Annotated in this window: 12 protein-coding genes; 2 read left to right on the forward strand and 10 right to left on the reverse strand. The window is 59.2% G+C overall.

Translation table 11 applies throughout. The annotated features are described in order from the left end of the window. Positions 1-170 precede the first annotated feature (170 nt). From E3O11_RS18410 to E3O11_RS05120, 6 genes are all read right to left on the reverse strand, one after another. Positions 171-1241, reverse strand: coding sequence for a glycosyltransferase (locus E3O11_RS18410; RefSeq protein WP_092452237.1), 1071 nt, complete (start codon positions 1239-1241; stop codon positions 171-173). 1761 nt (positions 1242-3002) lie between these two features. Continuing rightward, positions 3003-4271, reverse strand: a complete 1269-nt coding sequence (locus tag E3O11_RS05100; RefSeq protein ID WP_092452240.1) for a nucleotide sugar dehydrogenase — start codon at positions 4269-4271, stop codon at positions 3003-3005. Beyond that, positions 4271-5569, reverse strand: coding sequence for an O-antigen ligase family protein (locus E3O11_RS05105; RefSeq protein WP_166787493.1), 1299 nt, complete (start codon positions 5567-5569; stop codon positions 4271-4273). Before E3O11_RS05105 ends, E3O11_RS05100 begins: the two co-directional genes overlap by 1 nt. A gap of 13 nt (positions 5570-5582) precedes the next feature. Next, positions 5583-6965, reverse strand: a complete 1383-nt coding sequence (locus E3O11_RS05110) for a glycosyltransferase family 4 protein (protein WP_166787494.1) — start codon at positions 6963-6965, stop codon at positions 5583-5585. Further along, positions 6962-8362: a glycosyltransferase gene (locus E3O11_RS05115; protein WP_139226679.1), complete on the reverse strand. Its 1401-nt coding sequence runs from the start codon at positions 8360-8362 to the stop codon at positions 6962-6964. The genes E3O11_RS05110 and E3O11_RS05115 overlap by 4 nt, the downstream gene beginning before the upstream one ends. Positions 8363-8407: 45 nt before the next feature. Then, positions 8408-10501, reverse strand: coding sequence for an acyltransferase family protein (locus E3O11_RS05120; RefSeq protein WP_166787495.1), 2094 nt, complete (start codon positions 10499-10501; stop codon positions 8408-8410). Between the two features lie 145 nt (positions 10502-10646). On the opposite strand from E3O11_RS05120, the gene E3O11_RS05125 reads away from it, so the two are divergent. Continuing rightward, positions 10647-12845 (forward strand): glycosyltransferase, encoded by a 2199-nt coding sequence (locus tag E3O11_RS05125; protein ID WP_092452258.1) that lies wholly within the window; start codon positions 10647-10649, stop codon positions 12843-12845. 86 nt (positions 12846-12931) lie between these two features. Here E3O11_RS05125 and E3O11_RS05130 read toward each other — a convergent pair whose 3' ends face one another. The 3 genes from E3O11_RS05130 to E3O11_RS05140 all read right to left on the reverse strand — a co-directional run bounded on the left by E3O11_RS05130 (position 12932) and on the right by E3O11_RS05140 (position 16810). Further along, positions 12932-14497: a hypothetical protein gene (locus tag E3O11_RS05130; protein ID WP_092452261.1), complete on the reverse strand. Its 1566-nt coding sequence runs from the start codon at positions 14495-14497 to the stop codon at positions 12932-12934. Positions 14498-15071: 574 nt separating this feature from the next. Beyond that, positions 15072-15803: an ABC transporter ATP-binding protein gene (locus E3O11_RS05135; protein ID WP_241994649.1), complete on the reverse strand. Its 732-nt coding sequence runs from the start codon at positions 15801-15803 to the stop codon at positions 15072-15074. Further along, positions 15800-16810 (reverse strand): ABC transporter permease, encoded by a 1011-nt coding sequence (locus E3O11_RS05140; RefSeq protein ID WP_241994650.1) that lies wholly within the window; start codon positions 16808-16810, stop codon positions 15800-15802. Before E3O11_RS05140 ends, E3O11_RS05135 begins: the two co-directional genes overlap by 4 nt. Here E3O11_RS05140 and E3O11_RS05145 point away from each other — a divergent pair. Then, positions 16800-17627 (forward strand): glycosyltransferase family 2 protein, encoded by an 828-nt coding sequence (locus E3O11_RS05145; protein WP_241994651.1) that lies wholly within the window; start codon positions 16800-16802, stop codon positions 17625-17627. The genes E3O11_RS05140 and E3O11_RS05145 overlap by 11 nt on opposite strands. 36 nt (positions 17628-17663) lie before the next feature. Here the strand turns inward: E3O11_RS05145 and E3O11_RS05150 are convergent, their stop codons facing one another. Further along, the gene (locus E3O11_RS05150) at positions 17664-19175 is read right to left on the reverse strand and encodes a glycosyltransferase family 39 protein (protein ID WP_092452270.1); all 1512 of its coding nucleotides are present in this window, start codon (positions 19173-19175) and stop codon (positions 17664-17666) included. Positions 19176-19270 lie beyond the last annotated feature (95 nt).

Here is a 19270-nt window from a genome sequence, read left to right on the forward strand (position 1 = left end):
CGACGCCACTAACGTTCCCGACCACGACCTGGATCAACGAACCCCTGAAGGCAGGAACGAACTCAATGACCACCTAAAGAAACTGACTCATAAAGGTTGACATCTTCCGCTCGTGCCCTAAAAAAGTGAGGCCCGCGTACCGTCAGGCCGTGACCTTCAGCGGTCAACTTCTAGTCCTGAAGAGAGTCTGCGTAAATGGCTAGATATGACTCAGCTGCGCGCTGTATTTGGAATTTCAGAGCATGCTCTAGAGCGTTCTCTGACATTTCCGCGAAGGCCCCGACATTTGCTTGCAGCTCCAAGATGGTTTCAACAATATCGGGAACCCCACGCGACTGATCGAAGAGCAGCCCCGTTGTCTGATCGATGACGGATTCGTTGAATCCGTCAACATCGGGACCGATGACAGGAAGTCCGAGCGCCATCGCTTCCGCCGCAACCAAGGAGAACCCCTCAAACCTGGAAGTCGAGAGGAGAGCATGGTGTTGATCCATTAAGGCTGCGACATCATCACTCGGACCGTGCAGACGTATACGGTCCGATACATGGAGGGTCGCTATCAGATTCTGTAGGAGATCTCGCTCTGGCCCCACACCTACAATCGTAAGTTGAACCAAAGGGCACTGGGCAACAGCTCGTATTGCGTCACCAAAGTTCTTCCGGTTGTCTAAAGTGCCAACCGCGATCAACTTCAGCGGTGGCTTGACGTCACGGTGCCGCCTCAATTTAGAGCTGAAGAAGGCATCTCCGATTCCATTTGCTACGACAGCCACTGATGAATGAACTCCCAACTTAGCGAGATACTTCTGCAGCGGCTTCCGAACCCCCTCACTAATGGCGATAATTCGAGAGTATTTTCTATACGCGAAACGGTCTGGAACACGGAATATTCTTTTGTCCCGACGCCGGTTCCAGGTGCTGTGCTCGGTGTAATGCAGAACGGCACCACGCGCAACCAGCGGTACGAGATACAGAGATGGAAACAGATGAACATGGACAATGTCAGCACCCCGCAGCGATTTACGGAGTGCGAGCAATGCGCCTAGATCCCGCGTAGACCGCCCAAGCAAATTAACTCGGAGCTCACGCGCCCTGGCCACGTCAAGAGGAACACCTCGCGTTCGCCCGATGGCCACTATCTTTACGTCGTGTCCCAGACTGCGCATGGACGTCGCGAGGTCAACCACCAGCGTCTCAGCCCCCCCCGTCGCAAGTGAATTAATTACATGAATTATTTTCATTCCCGAGGCTCCGCTGGAACTGTCGGAGACGGACCGCGCTCACCGTGGAACCGTGGACGGGCACTGGGTGGAATAGTCTCAGGCGGTAGTCCGATGCGAACAGTTGCAGTGTTCGCTGCGACCTGAGCTTCCATCAGGGCCAAAGCGAGCCAAACAAAAGCTCCCGCTGACGTACCTAGGGTGACGCCAAGCATCGCACCACCTGTTCCTCCCAAAAGCGCCCCTGTGACGGGAAGCACTATGCCAATCAACGAGGTAACGACCCTTCCTGAAAGCAATCGCCGCCGAGAGAAATGCGTGCGCCCAATGAGGTAGAAAACGCCGTTCAGTAGAGTCGCGCCAACGAAAATAGATGCGAGCGGTGCATAGGCCGCAAGGGCCGTGAGCGTCCCCAACTCCACACCCCACAGCGAGAGTAACCAGAGACAGGTGTACGCCAGCCCTCCCAAAATGGCAGATACTGCGCCCAATGCGAGTAAAACTCTCGCCCTCGTGAACCTGGCTAAGGAATAAGCCGAGAAGAGTGGTCTAAGAGGAAAAAGTATGAGCTTCACGGGGCCAGCGATATTGGACAGCCCTCGATATATACCGAACCCAGCAACACCAAGAATCGGGAGAAGAACGTAGGGTGTTCCAATCGCAGACGCGTCCAGAATGATCGAATCGGCCAGTAAGGTTCTAATTTCCATCCGATGACGTTTCATCCACCATCGAACGGCTCGGATGCGAATACTGTGCAGTGGTTTCGATGCCAGGGCGGAGACAATTGCGCTAAAAGACCATAGGAAAACTATATTGACTGTCGATACCGTTACGGAGTCCACGAAGATAAATACGATCCACCCGCCAAGGAGAACGAGGACGCTGAAAAGGTCCCCGGGAAGGACTCCAATCAAGGATCGTTGCTGTAGCGCATAGTATCGGGCACCTGTCCTGTACGCCGAAAGGCCCACTGCAACCGCACTCAAGTACGAGATGTCACGGAAGCCTGGAATGAGTTGGCACAGAATAAGAGCAAGGGCGCCGCTTGCCAAGGATAGCCAAAAAAGTGTCGCACCGTATTCCGGCCAGCCCGCGTGTGGCGTCTGTCTTTGCCACGCCTCGCACAAGACGGAAAGTAGCACTGATGTGGACAATGCTGACAGCAGATAAAGAGCTGAAAACCTACCAAAGTCTGAGGGCGCAAGCGCAACGAGCGCGAGAATCTGCAAAAGTAGTATTGATAGCGCATTCAACAAAGTTCCGCCGGCAATGCCGATAAGTCTTCTTCTGAGGTTGTGTCGATGGGTCCTCGAAAGGTTTACTTTCAAAATATATCCATTCAATAGGACTAAGGACTAAGGACTAAGGACTAAGGACTAAGGACTAAGGACTAAGGACTAAGGACTAAGGACTAAGGACTAAGGACTAAGGACTAAGGACTAAGGACTAAGGACTAAGGNCTAAGGACTAAGGACTAAGGACTAAGCTTACCGAGGTGCAGCATCATGCCCAGGATCCTGTCGAAACCGAATATCCACGCTGTGACTCTTGTAGGGGCACTTCGCAACGTCTTTAACTGTCTTCAGTTTCACGGAATGGCTCGTAGAAGCGATGTTCGACCAATATTGTTTATCGCAATTTCGACATATCTGAGCCTTTCCGGGATGAACGCCATCGCTCCTGCAAATGGCAGTTATCGCCCACTTTGTGCGCCCTCGCTGGCACCAAAGGGCGTTAGTTTACGTGCATATCTGGGGTGCATACTCCGTTGATCAGCTTTTAGAGCCGTTCGACATGCTCTCCAGAAAGCTTGTTCTTCGTATCGAGAATTCCCGTCGTCGTGTTGCGGAGCAGGTCGAAGTCGAAGTCATCATGGTCGGTGACCATGATGATCACATCCGCCGCCTCAAGGGTGGCCGCATTGAGCGATGCCTTTTCTACGCCTGAGGGCCATCGGTGCGCCTCAACGTGCTCATCAATACCGAGAACGGTCGCGCCATACTCGGTGAGGATGTCGATGAGGCGCAGCGACGGTGACTCCCTGATGTCGCCGGTGTTCTTCTTATACGACAAGCCCACGAGTACAATTCGAGACCCGTTGACCGATTTTCCCAGCTTGTTGAGCATGAGCATAAGCCGTTGAACAACGTAGTCGGGCATGTGGTCGTTGATATCGTTGGCGAGTTCGACGAAACGGAAATTCTGGCCAAGTTTGCGCCGCACCTGCCAGGAGAGATAGCTCGGGTCCACCGGCAGACAATGACCGCCGACACCCGGACCCGGCGTGAACTTCATATAACCGAACGGCTTCGTGCTGGCAGCCTCAATAGACTCCCAAACATTCACACCCAACTGATGCGCGTAAATGGCAAGCTCATTCACCAGCGCGATGTTCACATGCCGGAACGTGTTCTCCAGCAGCTTGGTGAGCTCGGCCTCCTTCGGAGTGCTCACCGGCACGGTCTGATTAACCAAGGTGTCATAAAACCCCTGAACGGCCGCAAGGGATGCCGGGCTGATGCCCGAGACGACTTTGGGCGTCTCAACGAAGCCCCACATCTTGTTGCCCGGGTCGATACGTTCGGGACTGTAACCGACATGGAAGTCAACGCCGGCGACAAGCCCCGAACCCTTCTCCAGGATCGGAACGAGAAGCTCTTCAGTTGTGCCGGGGTACGTTGTCGACTCCAACACCACGACGGCACCCTTCTTGAGAAGCACCGCGAGGGAATGCGCTGAATCCTCAATAAACGTCAAATCAGGAAGGCTTTCACGTAGGGGTGTAGGAACGGTGATGACTGCCACATCGAATTGCTCGGCATCCGCGTAATCCGTCGTCGGAAGATACGCACCGGACTCAAGCGCCGCAGTGAGTTGTTCCCCCGTGATGTCATCCACGAAGGAAACACCGGCCTTGAGACTGTCCACCCGACGCGTATCAACATCGACGCCAACCACTCGGTATCCCTGCTCAACCGCGCGCATTGCGACGGGAAGCCCTACGTACCCTTGGCCTACTACTACTACGGTCTGTGTGCGGTTTATCATCACTCTGAAACTATCATTTCTTTCGCCACACCACGTCGCGGTGCGTGTCGGCGCTGGGGCCACCTCAGAAGAACTATTCCTGAAGCTGGCTTGGTTGAACTGTCCGACCAATACTTCGCCGCAACAAACGCGACCAACATAAGCATGAACCAGCCTTGCGGTGCAGTCTCGCTGATGTCCGTGAAGCCACGCCCAATTAGCATGACGCTGGCTAACAAAACCCAGACACCTCCCTCGACTGTTGCCGTTCGAAAGATGCGCGCACCCGACCACAGCACGAAGACGTAGAGCGCGACCACTACGAGCAGCCCTACTCCCCCCAGCGTCACTAGCCAATTCAACATCTCATTGTGAGCGTGGAAGACTGCGTGTCCTCCTAGGGCCTCGACGACCGCCGCGCTGTGCGGCGACCCGGCCGGCCACGAACGCGACCAGCCGAACCCGATCACAAGACTGTGCGGCACGACTGACAGAACGGCAGACCAGATCTCGGATCGCCCGTTCAGTGTCGGATCCTTGCCGAGAAGCTCTAGAACACGAGTATAGTTGACGGCGGCAAACGCAACAACGACGATGACGCCAAGTGCCAACGCCGCCAAGTAGCCCCAGTGGCGCCTGACCAGCACCGCTGCAACCCAGACCAGCACCACGAGCAACATTGCAAAAATAGACGTCTTGGAATCACTGGCAACGACCCCCGCAGCAAGCACGAGCACAAGGACGGTCTTGACCAGGAGTCCCGCGCGGAAAGCAAGACGCACAGCCATCGCGGCAGGGAGTGCCATGAGGATGACGTACCCGAAGCCATTTCGATTGCCGTAGAAACCCTGCACTGCACCGGTATGATAAAAAGCCTGTTCCGGTGCCACCGCGATGAGCACCAACGAGCCTGCCAGCGCAAGGAGGCCACCGGCGGCAACTCCGATCAGGATCGTGTTGAGACGGGCCGAGTGAACGATGAAAAATGCTACAACCGCGAGAACAACAAAGGTCAACGCGTCCCTCGCCGTCTCCCATGAAGCGAAGCTCCATGCCGCCGAGAAACACATGAGAACGAGCAACACTGCAAGAGCAGTCGGAACGGCGACAGTACGAATGGTCGTTCGGCTGCAAACGAAAATGACTAGGACTGCGGTCAGGATCACTAGGGAAAGCTCAAGGAGCGAGTACCGGCTGTCGAGACCGACCGGTGGAAACAGCAGGAAGAAAGACAGCCCAACGACAACGGCGAGCAACGGCTGCGTCCAGCGCCAGTCACGTTGCATCGCTGCGTCGGAACCGCACATTACTGCATCCATGTCAGGTCTTTCCTTAGCTGCGGGGCGCACGGCGCACCAACCTTCGGAGTATCGTCTTGAGCTGCCGGGCCGGGGCCAGCGCATATGTTCCTAACCGCCAGGAGGCTGAGGTCAGCACCGCGGTATTGCGGGCGTGCAGCGCTCGACCGGTGCCCTCGACGGCGGCCGGCAAGTCCAGCCACAGACTGAGCGCGTTCGGCAGTCGTGCCATCGGGCCAGGGCCTTCGTCGACGAGTTGATCTATTCGAGCAATGACGGCGCTGAGCGGGTAGGCGCGGGAAATCTCATCGACAGATCGTGTGGCCGCCTGCGCCATGGCATCGAGTTCGTCCGGCCCATCATGGGCGCGGCGCAGCGCTCGCACGAGGTCTGCCGGGTCCTCGGGGTCGAAGAGCAGCCCCGTCACCCCGTCGCGCACCAGTTCGGCACCGGCACCGCTGCGCCCCACGATGACGGGCTTGCCGAGTGCCATGTATTCAACGGTCACGCGACCAAAGGCTTCGCTGTTTGATGCCGTGATGCCCACGTCACCTTGCCCGATGTACCAAAAGGGGTTGTCGGTCTCCCCCACGAACACAACCTGGTCGTCGAGCGCCAGGTCGTGAACGCGTTGTTTCACCGCATCGGCGTCGTCGCCCTGATCGCCACCGACGAGAATCGCGGCGATGATCCTGCCCTCATCGCGCAGCGCCGCCACAGCGTTCAGAAGACGCCACTGTCCCTTGGACGCTGCCAAGCGGCCGACCATGACCGCGGTGAGCCCGGCCTGAACCTGCGGCAGGATCGGTTTGGCGGGCGCCCGGCCGACGAGCTCGCGGGCCCGCGCCAGGTCGATGACCGGATACGCGATCGCGAGCTTGTCGGCCGGAATCCACTGGCCGATGTGCTCGTGAACGGCACGGGAGTTGGCGACGACCAGATCGGAGAGGATGCCGATATCTTCAAAAGTGGACGCGCGCGACGTCTCAAACTGCAGGCCATGATCGAGATCGCCGTATTCGTGCACAAACCACACGTGCGGAATGCCGAGGTAGCGCGCGGCGATCGCTGCCCACGGCGAGATGATCGTGTTGGTGATAACGACATCCGGCTTCTCCACGCGCAGAATCTCGACGATCGCCAGCACCGCTTCGGAGTTTCTCCGGGCAGTGTGCAGAATGTCTGCAGGGTCTGTGCGCACAGTCGGGAGCACCCAGGCGTCGAAATTCAGGGTGTGAGTGGGCACACCGCGAGCCGCCAATTCCGGTTGCAGCAGGCCCGCCGGGCCACGTGTCACGACCGTGAATTCCACCGCGGCATGGTCTGCAGTCCAGGCATCGATCAGATGCAGCAGAGAGAGTTCGGCGCCGCCGAGATTCTCAATGGCCGAACTATGCGACAGACAAAAGACCTTCATGTGCGCCATCCGTTTCGAAGAGTGCGAGGAACAACGCGTCGAGCAATTCGACCGGCCGTTCGGCGGACGGATCGCAGCGGCCGAGCCAGGTTGCTCCCCACAGTCCAGGTGACCGAGTCGTGCGGATCAACCAAGGCTCCTACATCAGCAAACATTCGTTGGGCCGTCGCGGGGAGGGTCATCCACGATAAGACGAGGTGGGGCATCCGCTCAATCGGAGCAGACCCAGCGGCGACGCAGCCCTCGATCTGCCGCACAATTGCGGGCAGCCTGTTGCGGTTCACGATCTCATCAACCCCGGCGAGAGCGGCCGCGCCGTGGGCGGCCAGCAAGGCCGGGTCTCGGTGATAGGCGAGCAGGGCTTCTACCAGTGCAGAGTCGTCAGCTGCGTCGTAGAGAAGCCCCGTGTGGCCGTCAGAGACCAGCTCGGGGGTTGCTCCGACCCGCGCTGCGACGACGGGCTTTCCGACCGCGAGGTATTCGACCGTGACGCGTCCGAACCCTTCACTGACCGAAACAACGGCGCCAATGTCGGCTGCGGCAATGAATGGAAAAGGATTAGCGGTCTCGCCAGTCAGTACGATCCGGTCACCAACATCCAATTCATCAATCAGTAAGCGGATGCTCGTCAGGTCGTGATCCCGCGCACTCCCCACCAGCGCCACTTCCACGCGAACGTTTTGCCTTTTAAGCTGGGCGATAGAGCGCACCAGCCGCGCCTGCCCTTTAGAAGGCGCGATACGCCCGACACACACCACCCGGAGGGTATCCGGCAGCGCCGAGAACGGATTCGTCCAGTCGGGCGGCGTATCTTTCACACGGTGCGCCAGGTCGGAGAACTCGAGTGCCGGATACAGTACGGCCATCTTGCTGTCGTCAATCCAGCGCGACAGGTAGGTCTTCAACGCGGCCGAGTTCGTCACGACCAGGTCGGATAACGCTCCGAGGTCGTCAAAGGTGTGGTCGACCCCGATCGCGAACTCGTGATCGTCGCCGTATTCGCTGGGAAACCAGACGTGGGGAACGCCCACCATTTTTGCTGCCAGCGCCGCCCACGGAGCCACAATCGTGTTGGTGGCCACGACGTCCGGTCCAAATTCCTGAATCAGCCGTACCAACGACTTGGTCGCTAGAAAGTCGTGTCGTGCCGTTCGATAGACATCTTCCGGTGAAACGATCAGCTGGGGCAGCACCCAGGATCCGAATTCCAGATTCATCCAGGGAATCCCGCGACGGTCGAGCTCTGGTTGCAGACGACCCACCGGGCTGCGCGACACGACCATGACTTCAACCGAGGGGTCGTACGTCCTCCAGTTGTCGATCATCTGAAGCATCGATAGCTCGGCACCGCCCAGATTTTCGACCGCGGAACTATGCGACAACAAAAGTACTCTCACCTCGCGAGCTTAGCCTGCACTGCCTCCTCATTGAGTCTGGAGAGACTATGGTCGTTCACCCAGTGCCGCTGTGATCACCTCGGCTATCTTGGGACTGAGTTGCGCTGAATACGTCGCTGACAGGTGCACAATATCCCGGTACATTATTACATTGGCGGCGACCACGGGGCAGACCCCTTCCGAACACAAAAGCTGGGTCGGATCGAAATACGACACCTGCTGTTTCACGGCGACGCTCTCGTTCAGATCCAGCAAATCCTGAGGGACTGCCTTTTCAGTTGGCGTGGAACAGGCGCTGACGTCGAGAATGTTCTCTGACAAGCACGTCGCAGGGTCCTGGAGGAGTGTGGGAGTTTGCCCTATGAACAGTACCGTACTCCCCCCGGTCATCTGGTGGAGAGTCGTTGAAACGCCATCGGTCCATTTCTCGATAAATCCGTCTTTCAGGCTCACCTTGCTTGTGCGATACCCCTGGGCGTGATTGGCGTAGACAATGAGATCCGGGTCGAGCGCGAGAATGGCCCCCGGTGCCGCCTCCTGCCACGATGCGCATTCCGGCCACGCGTCGCTTGTCGTGCCCTGGCTGATTTCGACGTCGGCGAGCGCGCATCCGTTTTTACCGACGATGTACAACTTCCAGTTGTTATCCCGGGCTGCCCGATCCACGGCTGGCCACCATTGGCCCGCATGGGAATCGCCGGCGAGGACAATCTTCAGTGTGCCTTCTGGATCCCCCCCCTCACAGACGTTGACTTTAGGCCCATAGCAACCGTTTGTGAACACCTCGGCGAGGTCGTCGTCGAGATCATCAAGGGCGACCTGCAGATTGGCGGGCACGCCATCGGGCGTTGGCCCTGGCCCCTGAATCGCAAAGGTAATCGGGCTTGTCGCAGACGAAAGAATGACGTCAGATTCACTCTCCTGGGCCACGATTTCACCTGACGATTGCACAATGAGCGTCGAGACAAACAGCGGTGTCAGGGAGGCGAGCAGAGTGATGCCGAGCCCGAGGGCGATCACGCGAAAGGGCCCAAAGCCCGCCCTCACCCGATTCAGAGGCTGTTCGACGACGAAGTAGCTCGCACTCGCCAGAAGTATGGCGACCATACCGAGTATAAGCAACTTCGCCCGTCCTGGCTCGCCACCAAGATAGGCCGCACCGAGTATGAGAACCGGCCAGTGCCACAGGTACAGAGAGTAAGAAATATTTCCGATGAATTGAGCCGGTCGAAGACTCAATAGCCGATACACGGTGCCCGCCTCCCCGTAAGAACCCGCCCAGAGCACCAACGCCGCACCAAGCGCGGGCACAGCCGCAGTCCAGCCCGGAAACGGGGTCGCGTCAGTGTAGAAGGCAGCCGACCCCGCAATCGCCAATATCCCGGCCCAACTCACACCGCTACGAATGCGCCCCGAAATCACGAAGCGGCGATGGAACACAAGGTAAGCCAAGCCACCACCGATGGCGAGTTCCCACGCACGAGTAGCAAGGGAATAATAGGCCCCCAAGGCTTCGGCATTCGTGAGAATGACAGAGGCGGACAGGGAACAAGCGATGATCGCGATGAGAACCACCATAAAAATCCATGCGCGCTCTCTCGCCAATGGCAGCACGGCGATGAGCACCAGCGGCCACAAGAGGTAATACTGCTCTTCAACCGCCAACGACCAAAAGTGCAGAAACGGCGAAGGATCCGAAGTGTCAAAATATCCGGTCGTCGCTTGGGAAAAGTGATAGTTGGCCAGGTAACCCGCAGTCCAGGCCATGTCCTGCAGGATTCCCGCGAGCCGAATGGGGCCAACGAGCAAAAACGCAGCCAGGACGGTTCCCACCAGAGTGACGGTCGCCGCCGGCAGCAGCCGACGGATGCGGCGCGCGTAGAAGCCTGACAACGAGATACGCCCTGAACGCTGAATCTCTTTAAAGAGCAACAGGGTGATGAGAAATCCGGAGATCACAAAAAATACATCAACGCCGATGAAGCCACCACTGAGCAGGCCAGGAAAATAGTGGTAGACCACAACGAGAATCACCGCGATTGCCCGGAGCCCCTGAATATCGCGGCGGCGAGGCGACCGAGGTTTGTTCGGCACTGTCGCGACGGGCGACAACTGAAAAGTGATATCAGGACTCATCATTGCGAACATTCCGTTTCAGCCCGATCAACTTTGGCAAGTCAATGTCATCTTCAGATTATTCGACAGCGGAACTCTGCGCGAACCTCACTCTCACCCGGCCAGGCCAACTTTCCAGCTTGATTGATCCCGCCGGTAGGCTGACTGGATGCCTGCTCCTCAACAAGACCCCGCGACTCCTGCCTCGATTGGGAAGAACGCGTCGGAGAAGTCCCTCAATCGCATCACGATCGTGGTGCCCGTCTACGGGGACTGGGCGTCTCTGCGCAACTGTATTGCCGCGCTGATCGAACATGCTCCAGCCGCGGACTACGACGTGCTCATCATCAACGACTGCGGTCCCGACGCCGATCTGATGGAAGCCGGCGTGCTCGGCATGATCTTCGGGCACCCCAATTTTCGCTATGAACGCAACCCCGTCAATCTCGGCTTCGTGCGCACCTGCAATCGTGCCGCGTTCGAGCTGGACCGCACCAGCAACGACCTGCTGCTGCTCAATAGCGACACCCGCATCACGGCGGGCGCCCTTGATGAAATGCGTCGGGTGCTCAGCCTCTCCGAACGCCATGCGGTCGTCTGCCCCCGCAGCAACGATGCGACCATTGCCACAATTCCCTTCTATCAGCGCGACCGATTCGCCGATCGGGATGAGGCGCGCACCGAGCGCGTCTTCGCTGCCATTGCACCGAGCCTGCCCCGTTATTACACCACCCCGGTCGCCATCGGATTCTGCTTTCTCATTCGCCGGTCCCTGGTGGCGAACAACGGACTCTTCGATGAAGTTTTCGGGCTCGGGTACAACGAGGAGAACGATTTCTGCCTGCGTCTGAACGCCCTCGGGTATTCATCGCTCATCGCCAACCACGCCCTGGTCTACCACGTCGGAAGCACCAGCTTCGGCACAGAACAGCGGGCGACCCTCGAGGCGGAGAACTCAAAGATTCTGCACGCCCGTTACCCGTTCTACCCAGCGGCCGTCACCGACTTCATCAACAATGAGTATGCGGTTCTGGATCGTTTTGCGGACATCATCACGCACCCGAACGGCCCGGGCAAGAAGGTCTTGATCGACCTGCATCACCTCTCGCTGGCCTTCGATGGATCAACGAAGAATGCCCTGAGTTTTCTGCAGTTCGTCGCCGCTGAAGTCGACTCCGCGACCTTCGCGGTGACGGTCGCAGCGCCGCAGGACGTCATCGACTTCTTCGATCTGCGCTCCTACGGACTGCGCGTGCTCGCCTACGGAGACATCGCTGAGGTTTTCGACGTGGGCATAGCAATTGCCCCGGTCACCGCCCTCGGGCAGATCACGACTCTTAATCGGTTCTGCGCGAAGTGGGTCGTCTCCTATCTGGATGTCATCGCCCTGCGCTCCTGGGGGCTGCGGATGCTGGTTCCCTACAAACCAGAGATCGTGAAGGCATCGCTCGCTTATGCTGACCGTGTCGTCGCGATCAGCGACGCCACGCTCGACGACGCCGTTGATTTCTTCGATGATTTGGGCACCCTGCGCTCCCGCACGACGGTGCTGCACCAGGGTTCCGGCGTCTCGGTTTCCGTGCCCGACGTCGTCGACTTCTCCCCCACCATCACGTCGGCCTGCGCTGCGGTCATTACCGGCGGTGACTACATTCTGGTCGTCGGCAATGCCTTCCCACACAAGCAGGTACGACCGGCGCTTCAGGCGCTCAGCACCATCAACCTGCCCATCATCGTGCTCGGCGGTCCCGACACCGCTCGGGATTTTCCTCAGATGCACGCGCTGCCAGGGGGCACCCTCACCGACGCCGATGTCGCCGCCGTCTACTCGGGGGCCCGGGTCGTCGTCTTCCCCTCGGCGTACGAGGGATTCGGCTTGCCGATTCCCGAGGCCGCACAGTTTCAGCGCCGAATCGTTGTCTTCGATACGGCGGTCGCTCGCGAGGTCACTGCGGCGCTGGAGCTGAGCGAACAGGTGAGCTTCTTCAGTCTTTTCTCAGAACTCCCCGACCGGGTTCGCGTGGCCTACGACAGCGACGCTCACACATCGGCAGCAGCGCCCAGCGTGCGCACGCTGGCCGACTACAACCGGGATTTCTGGGGCCAGGTGCTCGAGACCCTCGACGCCCCGATCGATCAAGCCCACCTGCGCCGGCGTTACGCAGCGATCCGCTCGATCACCGTCGTAAGCGAGGACTTTCTCCAGCGCACCGCGCACAACCTGCATGAACTCGCCGAGATCAAGGGCAGTCAGAAGTATCGACTCTCCCTGACCATTGCGCGCATTCTCGGGCCTGTCGGCCGCGTTGTCGGTCGCGGTCGAAATCCAGGTTCAGCCCTGCAGATGCGCGATGTCGACCGCAGCTAGCGCGACGCGTTAAAGACAGAATGCGGGCTGATTGCATCAGCCCGCATTCTCGTTTAGCCACCACCCAGGGTGTCAGCTCAGCGCTGCTATGGTGTCGTCACGGTCACGCAGCCGAGGTCAACCGAACTGCTGCCGGTCGCACTCAGTCCGAACACGCACACGCGGTGCGCACCGGGGGTCAGCGAGATCAGCGAATCGAAACCGTGGTTGGCGCCGAGGCCCGGAAAAGCGTTCCCGACGTCGCTCCGCGCGATGTTCGCTGAGAAACCAGCGCTGAACCGACCGTCAACGTAGACGTGCACGTCAGTGGATGCTGCGGTGGTCGGATCGAGTGACCAGCCGCGCAGCTGCGCGCCGCCGACGGCGCCCTGCACGGAGTCGAGGAAACCGCGAGGCGTCGGTGTTGTGACGTTGACCGACCGGCAACCCAAGGCCGTTGACCCGGAACCTGAAGCCGTCAATGCGAACGCGCAGACCGAATGGTTTCCCGGGCTGAGGTTGACCGACTGGCTGAAGCCGTGCTGATCGCCCTGGTTGGGATACACAGCACCGACATCTGTGCGCGTTCCCGATGCGGCGAAACCGGACAGGAACCGGCCGTCGGCATACACGTGAACATCGGTAGACGCGGTCGTCGAGGTGTCAAACGCCCAACCGACAAGGTTCGCACCGGTGGCAGTCGCCGTGACCGAGTCGAGATTACCCCGTGCGACAGCAGCGGCCTGACCAGCGACCGTCACGGTCTTGCAGCCGAGACTCTTTGACTGCGGACCTGAGACGTTGAGGGCGTAGGCGCACACCGAATGCCTACCGGCATTCAAGGCGATGCTCGATGTGAAACCGTGCCGAGCGCCCAGGGCGGGATACATGCTCCCGACGTCGGAACGAACCTGGTTGGCAGCGAAGCCGGCGGAGAAAGCACCATCGACGTAGACGTGCACACTGCTCGATGCCGCCGTTGTGGGGTCAAGCGCCCAGCCGCGCACCGACACTCCGGTCGACGTCGCCGTCGCGGCGTCGAACCATCCGAGCGGGGCGGTCGAGGGCACCGTGACGGTTTTGCAGCCCAGAGCCGTGTTGCTGCCGGCGCCATTATTGATGGCATGGAGGCAGATCTGCCGAGAACCTGGGCTCATGGCGAAGGTCTGGTTGAATCCGGTCAGCAGGCCCTGTGACGGGTAGAGCGCCTTGACATCTGACCTGGCGCCGTTGGCGATCCAGCCGCCAACCATTGTCGATCCGCTGTAAGCGTGGATGGCGATCGAGTTTTGGGTGTCATAGTCGAAGGCCCAGCCGCGAACGGTCACCCTCCCGGCGGTAGCGCTGATGGCGTCGAAGTTGCCCACCGGAGCCGCACTCGCCTGTGGGGAACCGAACCAGTTGTTGTAGTGCACCCAGAAATTGCGGTTGCCGTACGAGGAACATGTGTCACCGGTGCCGCCAAGGTTGTTGAGCGCCGCTGCATTTGGCTGGTAGGGCGTGTAGTAATAGAGCGCTGCTGTCGCGCGGTTCTCGATGAGAACGTTGGACGAAGCACAGGCCCCGTTCGGGTGATAAGGACGAGCACTCAGCTGTCCAACCTGGATAGAAGTGTGTGATCCTTCCGGGTTCCCGTACCACGCGAGCTGACGTGCCGCACCCAAGACCTGCATGAAGAATCCATAGTAATAGGGGTTGCAACTAGCGGTGTCTGGGCATTCATATCCCATAGCCTTCCGAAGTATTGCTTGGCTCGGGGACTGACGAGTCACAAGGGTTTGTTCCTTTTGCAGAGTGACGAGAATCACTTTGGCACTGATCGAGCACGCTTGTTGCACCTTATAAATGATCCGCGCTGCAGATTCGTTGGCGCCACCGACATACGTCGCACAGGTCCCGAAGGACAATGTTGTCGTCGCGGTATCCATCCTGACGAGGTTCAGGCAGGGTGAAGTGGAACACTTGGCGTCCAAGAAGGACTGGACTTCGGCCTCCGACATTACGTCTCGGGCATAGAAATTCGCATCACTGATGATGTTTCCGGCGCGAAACTCCGAACCGGAGAGGGCCTGAGACGGGGCCGGAGCGGCCACGACCAAGAAGGAAGAAACCAATGCGACAGCCACCGCCCAGATAACGAAGGGTCTGGAGCGGGATTTCTTAGACGAGAGAGGGATGTTTTTTAGCATATGGAACCTTTAAATTCAATGGTATACGTGAGCACGCATGAGTGCAACGGATCGTGTTCTACTGTGCGGCACCGCGATACGAAGCCACTACCTCGTCGGGATTCCCGACCGTTTGCAGCTCCCCATGGCTCAACCAAGCGAGCCTGTCGCACATCGTCATCATTGTGCCCAGCGCGTGACTGACGATAATGACAGTCTTACCTTCTCGTCGGAATTCCACAAACTTATCGGCACACTTCTGTTGAAAAGTTTCGTCGCCGACGGCCAGCACCTCGTCGACGAGCAGGATATCGGGATCGACATGGATCGCCACCGAAAACCCGAGCCGCACATACATTCCTGAGGAATAGTTCTTGACCGGCTGATCGATGAATTCACTCACACCGGAGAAATCAACGATGGAGTCGAATTTCTTGACGATCTCCTGCTTAGCCATTCCCAGAATGGAACCGTTGAGAAAAATATTCTCGCGCCCCGAAAGCTCGGGGTGGAATCCGGAACCGACCTCGAGCAGGGCTGCGACGCGCCCTTGCATGGCGATACTGCCCTTGTCGGGGTAGAGAATCTGTGCCATGCATTTGAGCAGGGTGGACTTTCCCGATCCGTTGTCCCCGACCAACCCGAATGTTTCACCCTTGTTGATATCGAAGGAGATGTCATTCAGCGCCCAAAAATCTTCGTGCACTGATTTACGACCGCGCATAATCGCCGACTTCAACGACTGGTTGCGTTCCTTGTATAGACGGAACTTCTTCGAGACGTTGTCTATGTGCACTGCTACTTCGGTCACAGGATTTCAGCTAGCTTTCTCTCATTGCGGCGAAAAACCACCCAGCCCAAGGCGAAAACAATCGCCGAGATGAGCACGCACGCGACCGTGTCGCCCAGAGCGGGCCACGCGTTGTCGTACAGCAGGCTGCGGAAAGCGCTGAGGAAGCGCTCCATCGGGTTGAGCCGATACAGGTCCACCAAAGTGAACCAGCCGAACAGGCTCCCGAAACGATCGGACTGCGCCTGAACCAGCGATATGGGGTAGATGACCGGCGTCAGGTACATGCCAAGTTGAAGAATGATCCCGACGAAGTACTGGGTGTCCCGAAAATGAACGTTCGCGATGGACAGCATGAGCGCAATACCCACGGCAAACACGGCGAGCAGGGACATGAAGAAAACGATGACGGGAAGCCAGAGGATGACACCGTAGGCACCGGCGATCACCAGGGCGACGATCAGCACCAGCATCTCGATTCCCCAGTTGACCGCGAGGGAAGCCGCGCTGGAGAAAATGAGAACGTTGCGGGGAAAATAGACCTTCTTGATCAGGCCTTCATTGGCCAGCAGCACGCCCATGCCCTGTTGCACGACGTTCGAGAAGAAGATCCATGGCAGCAAACCGCACAACAGCCAGAGCGGGAAAGCATCGAGCCCGCTCGGAGAACCGACGGGCGGTGCAATGCGAAAAATGAAGGCGAACACAAACGTGTACACAAGCATGAGCGCCAGGGGGTTTGCCAAAGACCAGAGCTGCCCAAGCACCGTACGCTTGTATTTTCCCTTGAGCTCCCTCTGCGTGAGGTTGATGAACAGCTCACGTGACCGCTTGAACTCACTTGATACAGCCACAGAACCATCCTGAACGAGGTTTGCCCCGCCGAGCCGAGGATCAACTAAGGATACATTGCCCGGCGATTCTCGCTGGTCCGGCTGGCAGAGCTGCTGCCGACCGTCTCGTATGATTGTGTGAATGCACGGTAAACCACTTTCACCGGCAGTGTGCACTGCCGTTGTGACCGTCACGTACAATTCCAGCGCCGCCCTCGGCGATTTTCTGGAATCAGTGAAGGCCAGCGAGTCGTCTCCGCCTCCGGTGACCGTCGCCGACAATCTCTCGGCCGACGTCGACGAGACCCGAAGCATCGCGAGCTCCTTCGGTGCGATCGTGCTGTCGCTGGGCAGAAACCTGGGTTACGGCGGAGCCATCAACGCCGCCGTTCGCTCCGTTCCGCTCTCTTATGACTTCGTTCTGGTCTCCAATCCGGACGTTCTCGTGCACCCCGGCGCCATCAGTGCGCTGCAGGACGTGCTGCGTGCCAATCCCGGCGCGGCGGCGGTCGGGCCGCGGATCCTCAACTCCGACGGATCGACGTATCCCTCCGCCCGTCGCATCCCATCTTTGCGAACCGGCGTCGGGCACGCGCTGTTCTCGCGTATCTGGCCGTCGAACCCCTGGACCCGTTCATACCGCGCCGAGAATGAAACCGGAACCGGTGTGCGCCCCGTCGGTTGGCTCTCGGGAGCGTGTCTACTCATCCGTCGCTCTGCCTTCGACGAGATCGGCGGTTTCGATCAGGCGTTCTTCATGTATTTCGAAGATGTCGATCTCGGATACCGCCTGGGCCGGGCCGGTTGGCTGAATCTGTACGTGCCGGCCTCCGTGGTGACCCATACCGGCGCCCACTCCACGAGCACAGACGCCCTCCGTATGATCGCGGCGCATCACGAGAGCGCCTACCTCTTTCTCTCCCGGAAGTACCGGTCCTGGTACCTCGCGCCGGTGCGATGGGCATTGCGCGGCAGCCTGTCCGTGCGCTCCTGGTGGGCAACCCGCCGATAGCGGTCGCTCGCTGCACGGCGCGCTACGAGCTACGAGCTACGAGCTACGGCTGAGCAAGACCAGGCTGGTCGCGGCACCCGGATACTCTTCCAGCACCGAGAATCCCAGGGCCCGCAGCATCGTCTCGTCGGTTGAGCCTGCCCACAGGTAGCCCGACGGGTTGACCATCCAGACCCGATCTGAATCTCCGAGCCGCTCTGCAGCGGTGTCAAACGGCACGAGCTCGTCAAAGAAGTTGGCCCGGGTCGTGTACGAGGTGGCGAGGGCGATGTCTTTCAAACCACCGACCGCGTCGGGGTATGCAAACAGCATTGACCGCGCGTAGGGATAGACGGCCGTTTCGGCGCGCGAGAAGAACACGGCGTCGCCGGGCTGAGCGTGAGCGCCCAGAACCATGCTCGTGCTCCGCCAGTCGGTGCCCTTGGAAAACGGCTCACGCTGGGCCAGATACAACGGCGTCGATAGGACGAGGATGGCGACCAACCCGGCAGCGATCACGAACCTGGAGCGGATGCTGGCGAGGGCCACAGCGGAAAGGAGCGCCACAGCGGGAAGGCTGAAGGCCACATAGCGACCGACGTAGAGCGGGGAGACCACCAGCGAGCCGAGCACCAACGCTGCGGTCGGCAGGACCAGCCACGGCAGTGCGATGAGTGCGAGGCCCGCAGCAGCGGGATCAGTGCGCCGTCGCACAATGACGACGACGACGGCGGCGCCGATCAGGGCCCAGAAGATTCCGGCGATCCAGACGTCGCTGTCGAACCATTGGTCGGCCAGCACATCGAAAACCGTCTGGCGGCTGATCGGGCTGATCCAACTCACCTGGCCACGTTGAAGCACCGCCAACCGAAATACCGGGATCGTGCACACCAGGATGCCCAGAGAACTCAGCCCGAACAACCACCACGACCGGCGCCAGCCCCGCAGCGCCAGGACCGTGATCGCATGAGCGACGATCAGGAGCGCGATATAGATGAAGACCGTGACGGAGATGATGCCGAGGATCGCGTAGGCGATCCACCACCAGCTCGATGATCTGACGGCGAGCACGAGCACGATCGTGAGCCAAACAGCCAGCATGACCGTCAGTCCATACGATCTGGCTTCGGTTGCCACCCACTGGGTTTGCGGAATGAGCGCCAACAGAATCCCTGCCAGAATTCCTACCCTGCGGCTGACCAGCATCGTCCCCAGAACAACGATACCAAACACGGCCAGGGCCACTGCTATCGCGCTGGGCAGACGAAAACTCCAGTCATGAACCCCAACGAGGGCGAACCAGTAGTGCATCAGGAAGTAGTACAGGCCGTGCACGGCGTCCAGGGTGTGCGTGACCAGCGTGAACATCTCAGGAATCGGACGGGTGGCACCGGACAGGGTCGCCTGCTCATCGGTCCAGACTGACGGGACCCACGATCCGCTGAAGCTGATCACACCGGTTGACAGGCCGAGACCGGACGCCAGCGTCCACGTTGTCCCGGTCACCTGCCCGGGTTGTGTGTCGGCGGTGGCCGCCTCAGAGATCGACCCATCATTAATCATTGTCATACTTCACAGGCCGCCCTGCGCCTCTCAATAGTGCCGACGCTGGTGAACTCCTCGGAGTTTCGTTTCGCTCGCATGTAACGACGGGATGTTCCCCA

Origin of the sequence: Cryobacterium levicorallinum (genome assembly GCF_004402405.1) — a bacterium.
GTDB lineage: Bacteria > Actinomycetota > Actinomycetes > Actinomycetales > Microbacteriaceae > Cryobacterium > Cryobacterium levicorallinum.

Excerpts from the sequence above, each read along its gene's own strand:
- E3O11_RS18410 (WP_092452237.1), bottom strand. The coding sequence starts at position 1,241 with ATGAAAATAATTCATGTAATTAATTCACTTGCGACGGGGGGGGCTGAG.
- E3O11_RS05110 (WP_166787494.1), bottom strand. The coding sequence starts at position 6,965 with ATGAAGGTCTTTTGTCTGTCGCATAGTTCGGCCATTGAGAATCTCGGC.
- E3O11_RS05105 (WP_166787493.1), bottom strand. The coding sequence starts at position 5,569 with ATGGATGCAGTAATGTGCGGTTCCGACGCAGCGATGCAACGTGACTGG.
- E3O11_RS05130 (WP_092452261.1), bottom strand. The coding sequence starts at position 14,497 with ATGCAGGTCTTGGGTGCGGCACGTCAGCTCGCGTGGTACGGGAACCCG.
- E3O11_RS05150 (WP_092452270.1), bottom strand. The coding sequence starts at position 19,175 with ATGACAATGATTAATGATGGGTCGATCTCTGAGGCGGCCACCGCCGAC.
- E3O11_RS05100 (WP_092452240.1), bottom strand. The coding sequence starts at position 4,271 with ATGATAAACCGCACACAGACCGTAGTAGTAGTAGGCCAAGGGTACGTA.
- E3O11_RS05120 (WP_166787495.1), bottom strand. The coding sequence starts at position 10,501 with ATGATGAGTCCTGATATCACTTTTCAGTTGTCGCCCGTCGCGACAGTG.
- E3O11_RS05125 (WP_092452258.1), top strand. The coding sequence starts at position 10,647 with ATGCCTGCTCCTCAACAAGACCCCGCGACTCCTGCCTCGATTGGGAAG.